Below are 16,553 nucleotides of genomic sequence, written 5' to 3'. Positions count from 1 at the left end.
GCATGCTCGACCTGCTGACCGGTGATGCCCAGGCCTTCCTCACCAAGACCTGGGCATCACGGGTGCACGTGCACCACACCGAGCCGGCGGCGCTGACCGGTCTGCTGGGGCTCGCCGACGTCGACCGACTACTCACCTCCAGCGCCATCCGGACGCCCGCCGTCCGGGTCGCCCGGGACGGCGCGGTGCTGCCCGAGTCGGGCTACACCCGCGGCGGCAGCCTCGCCGGCCGTCCCCTGACCGGGCTGGTGGACCCGGCCAAGCTGCTGGGCCTGCTGGACGACGGCGCCACCGTGGTGCTGCAGGGCCTGCAGCGCTACTGGCCCCCGCTGGCGGACCTGGTGGCACAGCTCGAGCTGGAGCTCGGGCACCCGTGCCAGGCGAACGCCTACCTGACCCCTCCCGGCGCGCAGGGCTTCGCCGTGCACAGCGACAGCCACGACGTGTTCGTGTTCCAGACCCACGGCACCAAGCTGTGGGAGATCGACGGCGCCGAGCTGCTGCTGGAGCCCGGAGTCGTGGCCTACCTCCCGACCGGGACTCCGCATGCCGCCCGCGCCCAGGAGTCGATGTCGCTGCACGTGACCCTGGGGATCAACCAGCTCACCTGGCGGGCCCTGGTCGAGCGGGCCGTGGCGGAGGCCGTGGCCCAGGTGCCCGGCACCCACCTGCCCGCCGGCTACCTCCAGGACCCGTCGGTGCTGACCGAGGGCCTCGCGCCGCACCTGGCGGCCGTCGCGGACGCCGTACGCGCCCAGGCGCCCGGAGCCGTCGCGGAGCGGCAGGTACGCCGGTTCCTCACCAGCCGACCGCCCCGGCTGGCCGGGTCGCTGGTGGACCGGGTCGCCCTGGCTGCGCTGGACCGGGACACCCGCCTGGAGCGCCGGCCGGGGGTCCCGTGCGTCCTCGAGGATGCCGACGACCGGCTCCGGGTGCTGCTGGGCGACCGGGTGCTCGTGGTACCCGCCCGGCTGCGACCCGCCCTGGAGGAGGTGGCGCGCCGCGACACCCTCGTCCCCGGCGACCTCGAGGGGGTCCTCGACCTCCCCAGCGCCGTGGTGCTGTGCCGCCGACTCGTCCGGGAGGGGCTGCTCCGGATTGCCTGACATGTTCCGCTGCTCCGTGGCCAGCCGGATCCGCGACGACGACCTGGCCGGCACCGCCTCCACGGTGCGCAGCTTCCTGCTGCTCCAGCACCCCGGGCCCTGGGGCGTGGACGCGCTGCGCGACGCCCGGCTCCCCGACGGGCTCGGTGAGCGGCTGCGCGCGGAGGCCCATCGCGCCCGCACCCGGGTGCTGCTCATCCGCAGGACCGGGCGCAGCAACGACCGGGCGGTGCGGGTCTTCGCGGCCAGGGTGGCCGGGCCGGACTCCTGGCTGGGCACGGCCACTCTCGACGGCATCGCCGAGGTGGCCGACCTCGACCTCGTGGCACTGGCCCGCGGCGAGCACGCGGGGCTGGAGACCCACGAGGAGCCGGTGCTGGCGGTGTGCACCCACGGGCGCCACGACGTGTGCTGCGCCGAGCGCGGTCGGCCCGTCGCGCGGGCGCTCTCGGCCGACCCTGCCCTGGCGGATCAGGTGTGGGAGTGCTCCCACATCGGCGGCGACCGGTTCGCCGGCAACGTGCTGGTGCTGCCCCGAGGGCTCTACTACGGCGGCCTGGATCCCGACACCGCGCTCGAGGTTGGTCGCGCCCACGGCCGGGGCAGGCTCGTGCTGGAGAACCTGCGCGGTCGGTCGGACCTGCCGATGGTCGTGCAGTCGGCCGAGATCGCCCTGCGCCACCACCTCGGGCTCACCGGCCTGGACGACGTGGTGCCACTGGCACGCACCACCCAGGGCGCGCTGACCACCGCCCGGTTCGCGGTCACTGCCGTGGGCCACCACCGGACCGAGGAGGCCGAGGTGGTGCTGCGGCGGAGCTTCTCCGGAGAGCCCCATCGGCTCACCTGTGCCGCGGTGCGGCCCGACCCGGTGCCCCAGCACGACGTCGTCAGCATCTCGCTCGACTGATCTCCCGTCGTACGCCGCCACCGGCGACGAGCACCTAGGCAGGACGCCCAAGAAATTTAGAACTTGTTACAAGTGTTTTGCTTGCGCCGACCGCGCACAGTGGTGAGACTCACGTCACAACCACTGATGGAGGTCCACCACCCATGAACGCCGCCAACGACCAGGTCCTCGCCGAGCGCGCCCGGATCCAGGAGCTCGTCGAGGGACGAACGCTCATCGACTCCCTGGCCGAGACCGCCCAGCGGTACGCCGACGAGCCGGCGTACTCGGACCGTAATGGGGTGGCGGAGGGGTGGCGGACGCTGACCTGGTCCCAGACCCGGGAGGCGGCTCTCGACGTGGCCGAGGGCCTGGCCGCCCTCGGCGTCCAGCCGGGAGACCCGGTGGCGGTGATGGCCACCAACCGGATCGAGCATGTCCTGGCCGACATGGGCTCGGTGCACGCAGCCGCGATCCCGATGTCGATCTACAACACCCTCTCCCCCGAGCAGGTCTCCTACATCGCCGAGCACTCCGGCGCGAAGGTGGCGATCCTGGAGGGCGAGGACCACCTCGCCCGTTGGAAGACGGCGCTGGACAGCGAACCCGGCATCAAGGTGGTGCTGATCGAGGCCGACGCGCCGGCCGGCGACCGCTACACCACCTGGGACCAGCTCATCGAGGCCGGACGGGCCCGTCGGTCCGAGAACCCGGGAGAGCTCGAGGAGCGGCACGCCGCGGTCACCCCGGAGACCACGGCCACCATCCTCTACACCTCCGGCACCACCGGGAACCCCAAGGGCGTGGTGCTGACCCACCACAACGTGCAGTACGAGGCGGTCAGCACGCTGGAGGCCGCCGGCCTGGCCGAGGAGCGTCAGACCCAGATCAGCTATCTGCCGCTGGCCCACATCGCCGAGCGCATCCTGGGCGTCTACGGCCCCCAGATGCAGGGCAGCCACCAGTACTGCATCGCGGACCCCTCCGAGCTGCTGGCCACGCTCGGCGAGGTGCACCCCACTGCCTTCTTCGGCGTGCCCCGGGTGTGGGAGAAGATCCAGACCGGGATCGCGGCCAAGCTGGCCGCGGACCCCAATCCCGACAACGTCAAGATGGTGCAGGACTCGATGGCCGCCGGGCTCGCCTGGGTCGAGGCCCAGGAGGTCGGCGGCACCATGACGCCCGCGGTCGAGGAGGCCTACCAGCAGGCGGAAGCGGCGATCCTGGGCTTCCTGAAGCTGCTGCTGGGCCTGGACCAGGTGCGCTGGGCGGGTTCCGCCTCGGCGCCCATGCCGGTGGAGACCACCCGCTTCATGGCCGGCCTGGGGCTCAAGGTCTACGACGTCTACGGCATGACCGAGACGTGCGGCGCCGTCACCGCCAACGGGCCCGGCGGCTTCCGGATGGGCACGGTGGGCCGGGCCACGCCGGGCATGGAGGTGGTGCTGGGCGAGGACGGCGAGGTGCTGGTGCGCGGTCCGGTCAACACCCCGGGCTACCACCGCCAGTCCGACGCCACCCGCGCCCTGGTCGACGCCGACGGCTGGCTGCACACCGGCGACATCGGCACCATCGACCCCGACGGCTTCGTCTCGATCGTGGACCGCAAGAAGGAGCTGATCATCACCTCCGCGGGCAAGAACATCGCGCCCTCCAACATCGAGAACTACCTCAAGGAGTCCCCGATCGTCGGGCACGCGATGGCCATCGGCGACAGCCGGCCCTACGTCGTCGCCGTGCTCACCCTCGACGGCGAGGTGGCCCCGATCGTGGCCCAGCAGATGGGGCTGGAGTTCACCGACCTCGCCGACCTCGCGAGCCGGCCGGAGATCCGCAAGCTGGTCCAGGACGCCGTCGACAAGGCCAACGAGCGACTCTCCCGCCCCGAGCAGGTCAAGGCCTTCGAGCTGCTCGGCAACGAGTGGACGGCCGAGTCCGAGGAGCTGACCCCCACCCTGAAGCTCAAGCGCCGGGTGGTCAACCGAAAGTACTCCGACATCGTGGACGCGCTCTACGCGTGAGCGGCCACTCCGGCTGGCCCCCGCACACCCATGCCGTCATCGGCGCCGGGCCCACCGGCCTGGCCGCGGCCCGCAACCTGGACAAGCGCGGTCTGCCCTGGACCGGCTACGAGCTGGCCCCGGGCGTGGGGGGACTGTGGGACATCAGCGGGCCACGCAGCACCGTCTACGACTCCGCGCACCTCATCTCCTCGCGCACCACCACCGAGTTCGCCGAGCTCCCGATGGCCCCCGGCGTCGCCGACTACCCCAGCCACCGCGAGCTGCTGCGCTACTTCAACGACTTCGCCGACCACTTCGGTCTCCGTGAGGGCTTCCGGTTCGGCACCGAGGTCACCCAGGTCGTGCCCGAGGGCGACGGGTGGCTGGTGACCAGCACCGAGCCCGACGGCACCAGCCGCACCGAGCGGCACGCCAGCGTCCTGGTCGCCAACGGCACGCTCAGCGAGCCCGCGGTCCCCGACCTGCCGGGCTCCTTCGACGGCGAGCTCTTCCACACCAGCGCCTACAAGCGGGCCGAGGTCTTCGCGGGGAAACGGGTGCTGATCATCGGCGCCGGGAACTCCGGCTGCGACATCGCCGTCGACGCGGTGCACCACGCCGCCTCGGTCGACATCAGCGTCCGTCGCGGCTACTACTTCGTCCCCAAGTACCTCTTCGGTCGGCCCTCCGACACCCTCAACCAGGGCAAGCCGCTGCCCGCGCGGATCAAGCAGGCGATCGACTCCCGGGTGCTCAAGCTCTTCACCGGCGACCCGGTCCGCTTCGGCTTCCCCAAGCCCGACTACAAGATCTATGAGTCCCACCCGGTGGTGAACTCGCTGGTGCTGCACCACGTCGGCCACGGCGACATCCGGGTCCGGCCCGACATCGGCCGCCTGGACGGCGACGGCGTGGTCTTCGCCGACGGCGAGCGGGCGGGGTACGACGTGGTGGTGCTGGCCACCGGCTACCACCTGCACTATCCGTTCCTGGACCCTGGGCTGATCGACTGGGCCGGCCCGGGCACCGGGACCGCGCCCGACCTCTACCTCAACATCTTCCCCAGCAGCGCCCCCGGCCTCTTCGTGCTCGGCATGATCGAGGCCAGCGGGATCGGCTGGCAGGGGCGCTACGAGCAGGCAGAGCTGGTGGCCGGCTACCTCGCGGCGCGCGCCGATCGACCGGAACGGGCCCGAGCGTTCGAGGAGCAGGCCCGCGGCCCGCGGCCCGACCTGAGCGGTGGCTACCACTACCTGGGACTGGAGCGGATGAGCTACTACGTCAACAAGGACGCCTACCGCGGCGCAGTGCGCGCCGCGACCGAGAGCCTGGAGGCACCCCAGTGATCGCCCCGCTGATCGCCGACCTGACGGTGCTGGTCGACGACGTCGACAGCGTCAAGATCGCGTTCGAGGAGGGCTCGCTGACCACCCTCAAGATCGTCATCGGCGCCATCCTCTTCGGCATCGCGCTCGACACCAGGCTCGAGGACTTCGCCCTCGCCCTCCGGCGCCCGGGCACCATCGCCATCGGCGTCATCGCGCAGTTCCTGCTGCTGCCCGCCCTCACCTTCGGGCTGACCCTGCTGCTCGACGTGCGCGGCTCCGTCGCGCTGGGCATGATCCTGGTGGCGTGCTGCCCCCCGGGCAACGTGTCCAACATCCTGACCCACCGGGCCCGTGGCGACGTGGCGCTCTCGGTCTCCATGACCGCGCTCGGCAACGTGCTGGCGATCTTCCTGATGCCGCTCAACATGGCCTTCTGGGGCGCCCTGCACCCGACCGGCAAGGAGGTGCTGGAGGACATCGAGCTCTCCGCGGTGGACATGCTGGTCGAGATCGGCCTGGTCATCGGGGTCCCCTTCGCGGCCGGCATCGCCATCGCCCGGCTCTGGCCCTCGATCGCCTCCCGCGCCGGGAAGGTCGTCGGCCCGGTGGCCTTCCTCGGGCTGGGTGCGGTGATCGTGGTCGGCGTGGCCAACAACTGGTCGATCTTCGTCGACCACATCGGCGTCGTGGTGCTGGCGGTCTTCGCGCACGACGCCCTGGCCCTGCTGCTGGGCTACGGGATCGCCAGGGCCACCAGGCTGCCCACGGCCAGCACGAAGGCGATGACCTTCGAGGTCGGCATCCGCAACGCCGGGCTGGGGCTGCTGCTCGTCTTCACCTACTTCGACGGCCTCGGCGGCATGGCCCTGGTCGCCGCCTGGTGGGGCATCTGGGACATCATCGCCGGCCTCGCGGTGGCCCAGTGGTGGCGGCACCGGTCCCGCTCCGACGCCCCGGCCGAAAAGGCTCTGGCATGACGCGCATCCTGGTCACCGGCGGCAACGGCTTCCTCGGCAGCTCTGTGGTGCGGGGTCTCGCCACCTCGGGCCACGAGGTCCTCAGCGGCGACCTCGCCGCACCCCCGACGTCCGTGCCGGGTGTCGAGCACCTGCTGATGGACGTCACCGACGCGACAGCCGTGGACGCCGCCTTCGCCGGCCGGGACGTGGAGGTGGTGGTGCACCTGGCCTCCATCGTCACCCCCGGCAAGGACAGCTCGCGGGAGAAGGAGTACGCGGTCGACGTCACCGGCACCCGCCACGTGCTGGACGCCTGCCTGGCCCACGGCGTACGCCGGGTGGTGGTCTCCTCCTCCGGCGCCGCCTACGGCTACCACCAGGACAACGGCGCGGCCCGGGGCGGCTGGCTCACCGAGGACGACCCGGTCCGCGGCAACGTCGAGTTCGCCTACAGCGACCACAAGCGGCTGGTGGAGGAGATGCTCGCCGACCTGCGCGTGAGCCACCCCGAGCTGGAGCAGGTGGTGCTGCGGATCGGCACGATCCTGGGGGCCCGGGTGGACAACCAGATCACCGCCCTGTTCGAGAAGAAGCGGCTGCTCAAGATCGCCGGAGCAGCCTCCCCGTTCGTGTTCATCTGGGACACCGACGTGGTGGCGGCGATCGAGCTGGCCGCCACCGGGGAGGTGACCGGCATCTTCAACGTCGCCGGCGACGGCGCCCTGACCGTCGACCAGATCGCCGCCGCGATGGGCAAGCCCACCATCGCGATCCCGGAGCCGGTGCTGCGCGCGGTGCTGGCGGTGGGCAAGCGGCTCGGGCTGACGGCGTACGGTCCGGAGCAGACGGTCTTCCTGGCCTTCCGGCCGGTGCTGGACAACACCCGGCTCAAGACGGTGCTGGGCCTGGTGCCCTCGCGCACCAGCGCGGAGGCGTTCGGTGCCTGGCAGCGGGCCCGGGGGCTGACCGGCCCCGAGGCCTGACCCGCTACCTCAGGGCTACGCCCGATGGGGTAAAAGCCCGGCGCCTAGGGGAAAACCCTGATGCGCCGACCCCGGAGTCCTGCTCCACTGGACCGATGCACAGACAGATCGCCGGAATCCTCACGGGGCGCGCCACCAAGTGGCTGGTGCTGGCCCTGTGGCTGGTCGTCACGGTGGTCGCGAGCACGTTCGCGGCCAAGCTCGTCGACGTGCAGAACAACGAGGCCTCCTCGTGGCTGCCGGAGAGCGCCGAGTCCACGCGTGCCCTGGAGAAGCTGACCTCCTTCCAGGACCCGAACTCCATCCCCACGGTCGTGGTCTACGAGAAGAGCTCGGGACTCACCGAGCAGGACCTCGCGGCGGCCACCGAGGACGCCAAGAGGTTCGCCGAGCTCGAGGGCGTCGAGGGCGAGGTCGTCGGACCGCTGCCCTCGGAGGACGGCGAGGCGCTGCAGACCATCGTCACCTTCAACTTCGGCTCGGACGGCTGGAACAGCCTGCCCGACGCCGCGGACGAGCTGAAGGAGATCGCAGGGATCAGCGGCGGCGACGTCTACATCGCGGGCGCCGGTGGCCAGGCCGCGGACTCCGCCGAGGCATTCGGCGGCATCGACACCACGCTGCTGTTCTCCACGCTGTCGATCGTCATCGTCATCCTGCTCCTCACCTACCGCAGCCCGGTGCTGTGGATCCTGCCGATCTTGTGTGCCGGAGTGGCCCTGTTCTCCTCCCAGGCGCTGATCTACTTCCTCGCCAAGTACGCCGACCTGACGGTCAACGGGCAGAGCTACGCCATCCTGACGATCCTGGTGATCGGAGCCGGGACCGACTACGCCCTGCTGCTGGTGGCCCGCTACCGGGAGGAGCTGCGCCGGCACGAGGACCGGCACGAGGCGATGGCGTTCGCGCTGCACCGCGCCGCTCCGGCCATCCTGGCCAGTGCCGCGACCGTGGTGCTGGGGATGCTGTGCCTGATGCTGGCGGAGATGAACTCCACCGCGGGCCTGGGCCCGGTCGCGGCGATAGGGATCAGCGTCACCTTCCTCGTCATGGTGACCCTGCTCCCGGCGCTGCTGGTGATCTGCGGTCGCTGGGTCTTCTGGCCCCGCGGGCCGTCCTTCGGCTCCCCCGAGCCGACCCAGTCCGGCATCTGGGCGCGGGTCGGCCGCCGGATCGCGGTCCGGCCGCGCACGGTCTGGGTGGCGACGTCGTTGCTGCTCGCCGTCGCCTGCCTGGGCCTGCTCCGCCTGGACACCAGCGGGCTGTCGACCGAGGACTCCTACACCCGCGAGTTCCAGTCGATCACCGGCCAGCAGGCCCTGGAGGAGCACGGTCTGGTGGACCGGTCCAACACGGTGCAGGTGGTCGCCGACGCCGCGCAGGGCGACGCGGTGCGCCAGGCCATGGCCGGGGTCGAGGGCATCGCGTCGCCCAGCGACCCGGTCGTGATCGGGGACGTCGCCTACGTCGAGGCGGTGCTCGACCACGACGTCTCCTCACCGGCTGCCTTCGACGCGGTGGAGGCCATCCGGGAGGCGACCCACGCCGTGCCGGGTGCCGACGCGCTGGTGGGCGGCGGCTCGGCGTTCTACCTCGACACCAAGGAGGCGTCGACCCGCGACAACCAGGTGATCATCCCGACCATCCTGGTGCTGGTGTTCCTGATCCTCATCGTGCTGCTCCGGGCCATCGTCTCGCCCCTGATCCTGGTGGCCACCGTGGTGCTCTCCTTCGGTGCCGCGATGGGCCTCTCGGCGCTGTTCTTCGAGTACGTCTTCGGGTTCGCCGGTTCCGACCCGTCGTTCCCGCTGTTCGCGTTCGTCTTCCTGGTCGCCCTGGGGATCGACTACAACATCTTCCTGATGACCCGGGTCCGCGAGGAGACGCAGACCCGGGGCACCCGGTCCGGGTCCCTGGTGGCCCTGACCTCGACGGGTGGCGTGATCACCTCGGCCGGCCTGGTCCTGGCGGCGACGTTCGCGGTCCTGGGCACCATCCCGGTGGTCTTCCTCGCCGAGCTCGGGTTCGCCGTCGCGCTGGGCGTCATCCTGGACACCATGGTCGTCCGTTCGGTGCTGGTCACCGCGATCAACCTCGACCTGGGAGGCCGGATCTGGTGGCCCAGCAAGCTGGACCGCGCCGACCACACGGTCCAGCCCTCGGCGGCTCCCGACCTGGAGTCCGTGCCCTGACCCGCGCCTTTGCTAGCCCCGACCGCTGGAGGAGCGCACCCGGCGCGAGATGGAGTCGATGGTCACGGCCAGCAGCAGCACGCCCCCGGTCACCATGAAGCGCACCGACGAGTCCACCCCGACCAGGTTCAGGCCCGTCTGGATGGCCTGCAGCACGATGATCCCCAGCAACGCCGAGTACGCCGACCCGCGGCCGCCGAAGAGCGACGTACCGCCGATGACTGCCGCCGCGATCGCAGTCAGGTTGGTGTCGGTGGTGCCGCTGGCCTGGGAGACCGAGGTCTGGAGCCCCGCGGCGAGCAGGCCACCGACCGCAGCCAGGGTCGAGCCCAGGACGAAGACGGAGACGTAGATCCGGTCCACCTTGATCCCGGCACGGCGAGCCGCCTCCTCGTTGCCACCCACGGCGTACACGTGCCGTCCCCACCGGGTGCGCCTCAGCGCCAGGTCCATCAGCACCACCAGTGCGACGAAGAACAGCCACAGGTAGCTCCACCCGCGGTCGATGTTGACATACCAGGTCAGCACCAGCAGCAGCACCAACAGCGCTGCTGCCTTGACCAGCAGCACCGGCAGCCACGGGGTGCTGAGCTCGGCCCGGCGCCGCTGGGCGATGGTGAGCAGGCCGGAGCCGAGGTAGAGACCGGTGACCAGCACCACCAGGACGTAGGAGGCCACCGGGCTCAGGAACTCGAACCGGGTGAACTGGACCAGGAAGTTGTCCGAGGGCAGGTTGATCGTGCCGTTCTTGCCCAGCACGTAGAGCAGGGCTCCCTGGAAGCCCAGCAGCCCCGCCAGCGAGAAGACGAACGACGGCACCCCCAGCTTGTTGAACAGCCAGGCGTAGCAGAGCCCGATCACCACCCCGACGCCGATGCCGGCCGCGATGGCGAGCACAGTGCCAGAGCCCTGCTCCACCAGCAGGACCGCCATGGTCGCCGCGGCGAACCCGCTGACCGACCCCACCGACAGGTCGATCTCGCCCAGGAGCAGGACCAGCACGATGCCGAGGGCGATGATGCCCACCGGCGCGGCGAACTGGCTGATCGAGACCAGGCTGCGCGAGGAGAGGAACCGGGGCTCCTGGAGGTAGAAGCCGAGGCAGATCACGAGCAGGCCCACCACCACCGGCAGGTTGCCGAGCTCCCCGGACCGGAGCCGAGTCCCGAGCAGCCGGGCGTACCCGGCGATCCCCTGGGTCTTGATCAGACGCTCGTCCGCGAGGTCGGCAGCCATCGCGGCCTGCGGCGTGTGGATCTCCTCACCCGTCTGCGCCATCGTGTCCCCCTCCCCGGTTCGCACGCTCGGCGACCACGTTGTCCGAGGCGCCGGTGATCGCGGCCACCAGCTGATCGGTGGTGGCCTCCTCGACCCGGAACTCGGCCGCGTTGCGACCCAGGCGCAGCACCACGATCCGGTCCGCCACCGCCTGGACGTCCGCCATGTTGTGACTGACCAGGATGACGGCCAGGCCGGTGTCGCGCAGGCGCTCGATCAGGTTGAGCACCTCGGCGGTCTGGGCCACGCCCAGGGCCGCCGTGGGCTCGTCCAGCATGACGACCTTGGGGCTGCCCACCAGGCTGCGGGCGATGGCGACGGTCTGCCGTTGCCCTCCCGAGAGCGAGGCGATCGGGATGCGGACCGACGGGATCTTGGCCGACAGCGTCCTGAGCAGGCGCCACGCCTCCTTCTCCATCGCCACCTCGTCGATGAAGGGCCCGGCCAGCCGCTCCTGACCCAGGAACAGGTTGGCCACCACGTCGAGGTTGTCGCACAGGGCCAGGTCCTGGAACACCGTGGCGATGCCCAGCGCCTGGGCCTCCGACGGTCCACCGACGTGGATCTGCCGACCGGAGAAGGTGATGTCCCCCGAGTCGGGCGCGTAGACCCCGGAGATGACCTTGACGAGCGTGGACTTGCCGGCGCCGTTGTCGCCCACCAGGGCCACCACCTCACCGGCGCGCACCTCGAGCTGGACCTCGGTGAGGGCCTGCACGGCGCCGAACCGCTTGGAGATCCCGGTCAGGGAGAGCACGCTCTCCCCGACCGGAGCTCGGTCGAGGGAGGTCGTCATCAGCTCAGGCCGGCGTCCGCACAGGCGTCGGCGTACTCGTCGGTGCAGATGTCGGAGACGCTGTAGAACTCGTCCTCCACCACGGTGTCGCCCACGTTGTCGCTGGTGACCACGATCGGGTCGAAGATGAACGACGGCACGCCCTCGAAGTCCACGGTCTCGCCGACGTCGTCACCGTTGACCAGTGCCACCGCCAGCTCGGCGGCCTTCTCGGCCTCGACCGCGATCGGCTTGTAGATGGTCATCTCCTGCTCACCGGCGAGGATCCGCTGGATCGCCGCGAGCTCCGCGTCCTGGCCGGTGATCGGCGGCAGCTGGTCCACCGCCACGCCACCGCCGGTGAGCGCGGCCACGACGCCCCCCGCCTGACCGTCGTTGGCCGCGTAGACGCCGTTGATCTGGTCGGCGTCGTACTTGCTGAGCTGGTCGGTGACGAACTCCTGGGCGTTGTTGGGGCTCCAGTCGGGGTTGTCGTACTCCTCGAGGATCTTCACCCCGGAGTCGTCGATGGCGCTGTGGGCGCCGGCCTTGAACTGGGCCGCGTTGGGGTCCGTGGGAGCGCCGTTGAGCATCAGGATGCCGCCCTGGTCGCCCATGGCCTCGACCAGCGCCTCGCCCTGCATGCGGCCGACCGTCTCGTTGTCGAAGGAGATGTAGTAGTCGGCGTCGTCGATGAACCGGTCGTAGGCGATCACCTGGGCCCCGGAGTCCTGGGCGGTCCGGACCATGCCGCCGGCCCCGGCTCCGTTGACCGGGTCGAGGACGATCACGCTGGCGCCTTCGGAGATGGCGGTGTCGACCTGCTGGGTCTGCTTCGCCTCGTCCTGGTCGGCGTTGTAGTAGACCACCTCGCACTCGCCGCAGAGCTCGGCGACCTTGCCCTCGAACAGCGGGCGGTCGAACGTCTCGTAACGAGTGGTCTTCGACTCCGGGAGCAGCAGGGCGATGACCTGGTCACCGCCGTCGCCGCCGTCGCCGTCCTCGGAGTCGTTGGCCCCACAGGCCGACAGGCCGGCGACGCCGATGAGCAGTGCAGCACCCCAGGCTGCGTAGCGGTGCAGGGTTGCGGACATGTTTCCTCCTCGTCGAGCGGCGCGCCGCCGCTGATCGAGTGTCCTGAGTCACATCCCTAGTAGTCAAGAGGTGAACGAAATAGTTCGCGTCGAGGACACGACCCGGCTTTAGCTGCTGAGTCTTGACGACTGATGCCCCGCCCCGCACAGTGTTCGCATGTCTCCCCGCGACCGTGCTCCCGGCTCACCGGCCTCGCTGCGCACGGCCAACCTGCACCGGGTGCTCGCGGTGCTGCGCCGCGGTGCGCCGCACGGCGAGGCCGCGGCCCCCGTCACCCAGGCGACGCTGGCCCGGCTGACCGGGCTGGCCCCGGCCACGGTCTCCAGCATCGTGCGCGACCTCGCCGCCCGGGAGCTCGTGGAGACCGAGCCGGGAAGCGGACGGCGGGGCACCACGGTGCAGCTGGCCCGGGGGGCCGGGATCGTCGCGGGGATCGACTTCGGTCACAGTCACCTCGCCGTCGCCTTCGGCGACCTGACCGGGGCCGTGGTCGCGGAGCGCCGGGTCCCGCTGGGCTCGGGTCACGACTGGGAGGACGGCGTGGCTCTCGCCCGCACGCTGCTGGAGGAGCTGCTCGCCCGGCACGATCACGACCTCACCCGGCTCCGGGGGATCACCATGGCGCTGCCCGCCCCGGTCACCGACGGGGTGGTCCGGTCCTCGGCGATCCTCCCCGGCTGGGTGGGGGTGCGCGCCACGGACGTGGCCAGCCAGCGCTTCGGGCTGCCCGTCCACGTGGAGAACGACGCCAACCTGGGGGCCCTGGCCGAGCACCGGCTCGGCGTGGCACGCGGCGAGACCAGCTCGGTGTTCATCAAGATCAGCTCGGGCATCGGCGCCGGCATCGTCATCGAGGACTCGCTGCACCGCGGCAGCACCGGAGCCGCCGGGGAGATCGGGCACCTCACGCTCGACGACCAGGGCCCGATGTGCCGCTGCGGCAGCCGGGGATGCCTGGAGGCGTACGCGTCGGTGCCGGCCGTCGTGGCCATGATGGCCCCGCAGCTCCCCGGGGCCGGGATCGACGACCTCGTCACCGCTGCCGGGGAGGGCAACGTCGCGGCCATCCGCACGTTCGAGGACGCCGGGCTGCACCTGGGGTGGGGCCTGGCCAGCATCGTCAACCTGCTCAACCCCGCCCTGGTGGTGGTGGGTGGCGACATGGCGCGCGCCGGGGAGCTGCTGCTGGAACCCGCACGGATCGGGCTGCGGCGCCATGCCCTGGACGCCGTGGCCGCCACCCCGGTGCTGGCCAGCCACCTGGGCGAGCGAGCCTCGTTGGCCGGTGCCGTGCTGCAGGCGGCCGAGCGCATCGAGCTCGCGCTGGACTAGCGCAGGGCGAGCGCCTCGCACTCCTGCAGCAGCTCGGGCGGGCAGATCTCGTCGAGGTCGTAGACCCGGTCGCGCAGCACGGTGCGGGCGATGCTGGCAGGGCCGACCGCGACGGGGGCGAACAGGAACGTGGGCACGCCCTCGTAGTCGCTGGCCCCTTCGGTCTCGTCACCCGCGAGCACGTCGACGGCGAGGTCCGCCGCCCGCTCGGCCAGGGCCGGCAGCGGCTTGTAGACCGTCATCCCCTGCTCCTGCCCCACGATCCGGTGCACGGCGGCCAGCTCGGCGTCCTGACCCGTGACGAACGGGTAGTCGGACCTCTTGACCCCCGCCTCCTCCAGCGCTTGGAGCACGCCGCCGGCCTGGGTGTCGTTCGCGGCCACGACCGCCTTGACGCGAGGCAGCAGGCGGGCGTTCTCGGACACGAACGCCTCCGCCTCCTCGGCGCCCCAGGACGACGGGTCGAGCTCGGCGAGCACCCGCACGTCGTTCCGATCCAGCACCCGGCTGACGGCGCTGCGGATGGTGCGCGCGTTGGCGTCGCTCGCCGGCCCGTTGACCAGGAGCACGCCGGCTCGCTTGCCGACCCGGTCGACGACCGACTCTCCGATGAGCTGGCCGATCTCCTCGGGATCGACCGAGACGAACCAGTCGGCCCCGGCCACGTAGCGGTCGTAGGCGATCACGGGCACGTCGCCGGCGGTGAGGACCAGGTTCTCGGCGGCCTCGGAGTCCACCGCGTTCAGCACCACCACGTCGGCGCCGGCCTCGAGCGCCTCGTCGAGCTGCTGCGCCTGGCGACCCGCGTCCTGCTGGGCGTTGTAGGTCAGGTAGTCGCAGCCCTGGCAGGTCTGCTCGAACCGCGCCCGGAAGAACGGCTCGTCGACCTCCGTCCAACGGTCGGCCCGGTCGGAGGCGAGCAGGAACGCCACCACGGCCCGGTCGGGCTTGACACAACCGGACAGCCCCGCCGCGGTGAGCAGGACGCTGACCACGAGCGCGAGCAGACCTCGCCTGGTGCGGCGGGCGGCGCCGCCGCCCCCTACTCCCACTCGATGGTGCCCGGCGGCTTGGAGGTGATGTCGAGGGTGACCCGGTTGATCTCAGCCACCTCGTTGGTGATGCGGGTGGAGATCTTCTCCAGGACGTCGTACGGCAAGCGCGCCCAGTCGGCGGTCATCGCGTCCTCCGAGGTCACCGGACGTAGCACCACGGGGTGACCGTAGGTGCGACCGTCGCCCTGCACCCCCACCGAGCGCACGTCGCCGAGCAGCACCACCGGGAACTGCCAGATGTCGCGGTCCAGCCCGGCACGCGTCAGCTCCTCGCGGGCGATGGCGTCGGCCTCCCGCAGGATCTCCAGCCGCTCCCGGGTGACCTCGCCGATGATCCGGATCGCCAGGCCCGGCCCGGGGAAGGGGTGGCGCCACACGATCTCGGCCGGCAGGCCGAGCTGCTCGCCGACCAGGCGGACCTCGTCCTTGAACAGGGTGCGCAGCGGCTCGACCAGCTCGAACTCCAGGTCGTCGGGCAGCCCGCCGACGTTGTGGTGGGACTTGATGTTGGAGGTACCGGCACCACCGCCGGACTCCACCACGTCGGGATAGAGCGTGCCTTGGACCAGGAAGGCGACCTTGGCCCCAGCGGAGGCGGCGTCGCCCAGCACATCGGCCTCGGCGGCCTCGAAGACCCGGATGAACTCCCGGCCGATGATCTTGCGCTTCTCCTCGGGGTCAGACACGCCGGCGAGGGCCTCGGCGAAGCGCTGCTCGGCGTCCACGACGTGCAGCTTCACGCCGGTGGCGGCGACGAAGTCACGCTCGACCTGCTCGGCCTCGCCCTTGCGCAGCAGCCCGTGGTCCACGAAGACGCAGTCCAGTCGATCGCCGATGGCGCGCTGCACCATGGCGGCCGCGACGGCGGAGTCGACACCGCCGGAGAGTCCGCAGATGGCGCGGCCGGTCTCGCCGATCTGCTCCCGGATCCGCTCGATCTGCTCCTCGACGATGTTGACCATGGTCCAGGTGGGCCGGCAGCCGGCGATGTCGAGCAGGAAGTGCTCCAGGACCTGCTGCCCATGCTCGGTGTGCAGCACCTCGGGGTGCCACTGCACGCCAGCCATCCGGCGTGCGGTGTCCTCGAAGGCCGCGACCGGCGTGACGTCGGTGGAGGCGAGCACGGTGAAGCCGTCGGGCGCGGCTTGCACCGAGTCTCCGTGGGACATCCACACGTTGTGCGCTCCGGGCAGCGCCCCCAGCAGGGTGCCGGGTTCCAGGACCGTCACCGGCGTCCGGCCGTACTCCCGTGCCCCGGTGTGCGCGACCTCGCCGCCGAGGCCCTGGGCCATCAGCTGGAATCCGTAGCACATGCCGAAGACCGGGGTCTGGGAGGCGAAGATCGTGGTGTCGATGCCCGGGGCGCCGTCGGCGTACACGCTCGAGGGACCGCCGGAGAGGATGATCGCGGCGGGCTTGCGCGCCAGCATCTCCGCCACCGGCATGGTGTGCGGCACGATCTCGGAGTAGACGCGTGCCTCGCGGACCCGGCGGGCGATCAGCTGCGCGTACTGCGCTCCGAAGTCGACCACCAGGACCAGATCGTGCTCCGACATGT

At 71.2% G+C, this 16,553-nt stretch carries 13 protein-coding genes; 8 read left to right on the top strand and 5 right to left on the bottom strand.

Translation table 11 applies throughout. The features are described 5' to 3' along the window. Positions 1-2 precede the first annotated feature (2 nt). The 7 genes from C5H89_RS05210 to C5H89_RS05180 all read left to right on the top strand — a co-directional run bounded on the left by C5H89_RS05210 (position 3) and on the right by C5H89_RS05180 (position 9,460). Positions 3-1,106 carry a cupin domain-containing protein gene (locus C5H89_RS05210; protein ID WP_104105991.1) on the top strand — a complete coding sequence of 368 codons (1,104 nt, stop codon included), beginning with the start codon at positions 3-5 and terminating at the stop codon, positions 1,104-1,106. A 1-nt stretch (position 1,107) separates the two neighbouring features. After that, positions 1,108-2,016 (top strand): sucrase ferredoxin, encoded by a 909-nt coding sequence (locus tag C5H89_RS05205; protein WP_104105990.1) that lies wholly within the window; start codon positions 1,108-1,110, stop codon positions 2,014-2,016. 143 nt (positions 2,017-2,159) lie between these two features. Continuing rightward, positions 2,160-4,016, top strand: coding sequence for an AMP-dependent synthetase/ligase (locus C5H89_RS05200; protein ID WP_104105989.1), 1,857 nt, complete (start codon positions 2,160-2,162; stop codon positions 4,014-4,016). Then, positions 4,013-5,344, top strand: a complete 1,332-nt coding sequence (locus C5H89_RS05195; RefSeq protein ID WP_104105988.1) for an NAD(P)/FAD-dependent oxidoreductase — start codon at positions 4,013-4,015, stop codon at positions 5,342-5,344. Before C5H89_RS05200 ends, C5H89_RS05195 begins: the two co-directional genes overlap by 4 nt. Then, the gene (locus C5H89_RS05190) at positions 5,341-6,303 is read left to right on the top strand and encodes a bile acid:sodium symporter family protein (RefSeq protein WP_104105987.1); all 963 of its coding nucleotides are present in this window, start codon (positions 5,341-5,343) and stop codon (positions 6,301-6,303) included. The genes C5H89_RS05195 and C5H89_RS05190 overlap by 4 nt, the downstream gene beginning before the upstream one ends. Further along, entirely contained in the window at positions 6,300-7,268 is a 969-nt protein-coding gene (locus C5H89_RS05185; protein ID WP_104105986.1) for an SDR family oxidoreductase, read from the top strand. The genes C5H89_RS05190 and C5H89_RS05185 overlap by 4 nt, the downstream gene beginning before the upstream one ends. Before the next feature lie 95 nt (positions 7,269-7,363). Then, the gene (locus C5H89_RS05180; protein WP_104105985.1) at positions 7,364-9,460 is read left to right on the top strand and encodes an MMPL family transporter; all 2,097 of its coding nucleotides are present in this window, start codon (positions 7,364-7,366) and stop codon (positions 9,458-9,460) included. A gap of 12 nt (positions 9,461-9,472) precedes the next feature. Here C5H89_RS05180 and C5H89_RS05175 read toward each other — a convergent pair whose 3' ends face one another. The 3 genes from C5H89_RS05175 to C5H89_RS05165 are packed head-to-tail and all read right to left on the bottom strand — an operon-like array spanning position 9,473 to position 12,607. Beyond that, entirely contained in the window at positions 9,473-10,738 is a 1,266-nt protein-coding gene (locus tag C5H89_RS05175) for a sugar ABC transporter permease (protein ID WP_162799215.1), read from the bottom strand. Then, on the bottom strand, positions 10,722-11,534 hold the full coding sequence (locus C5H89_RS05170; protein WP_104105984.1) for an ATP-binding cassette domain-containing protein: 813 nt from the start codon (positions 11,532-11,534) through the stop codon (positions 10,722-10,724). The genes C5H89_RS05175 and C5H89_RS05170 overlap by 17 nt, the downstream gene beginning before the upstream one ends. Then, positions 11,534-12,607, bottom strand: a complete 1,074-nt coding sequence (locus tag C5H89_RS05165; RefSeq protein ID WP_104105983.1) for a substrate-binding domain-containing protein — start codon at positions 12,605-12,607, stop codon at positions 11,534-11,536. Before C5H89_RS05165 ends, C5H89_RS05170 begins: the two co-directional genes overlap by 1 nt. A gap of 157 nt (positions 12,608-12,764) precedes the next feature. Between C5H89_RS05165 and C5H89_RS05160 the strand changes: the two genes are divergently transcribed. Then, complete coding sequence (locus C5H89_RS05160) at positions 12,765-13,940, top strand: ROK family transcriptional regulator (RefSeq protein ID WP_104105982.1); 1,176 nt, start codon at positions 12,765-12,767, stop codon at positions 13,938-13,940. Here the strand turns inward: C5H89_RS05160 and C5H89_RS05155 are convergent. Both C5H89_RS05155 and guaA read right to left on the bottom strand, forming a co-directional pair. Beyond that, a complete protein-coding gene (locus tag C5H89_RS05155) occupies positions 13,937-14,992 on the bottom strand; it encodes a substrate-binding domain-containing protein (RefSeq protein ID WP_104105981.1) in 1,056 nt (351 codons plus the stop codon). The genes C5H89_RS05160 and C5H89_RS05155 overlap by 4 nt on opposite strands. After that, complete coding sequence (guaA, locus tag C5H89_RS05150; RefSeq protein WP_104105980.1) at positions 14,983-16,551, bottom strand: glutamine-hydrolyzing GMP synthase; 1,569 nt, start codon at positions 16,549-16,551, stop codon at positions 14,983-14,985. The genes C5H89_RS05155 and guaA overlap by 10 nt, the downstream gene beginning before the upstream one ends. Between the last annotated feature and the right edge of the window lie 2 nt (positions 16,552-16,553).

The sequence above is a fragment of the Nocardioides sp. 616 genome (assembly GCF_002930065.1).
Lineage (GTDB): Bacteria > Actinomycetota > Actinomycetes > Propionibacteriales > Nocardioidaceae > Nocardioides > Nocardioides houyundeii.
Note: the sequence above shows the minus strand (reverse complement) of the source record. Positions and strands in the feature narration are given on the sequence as shown.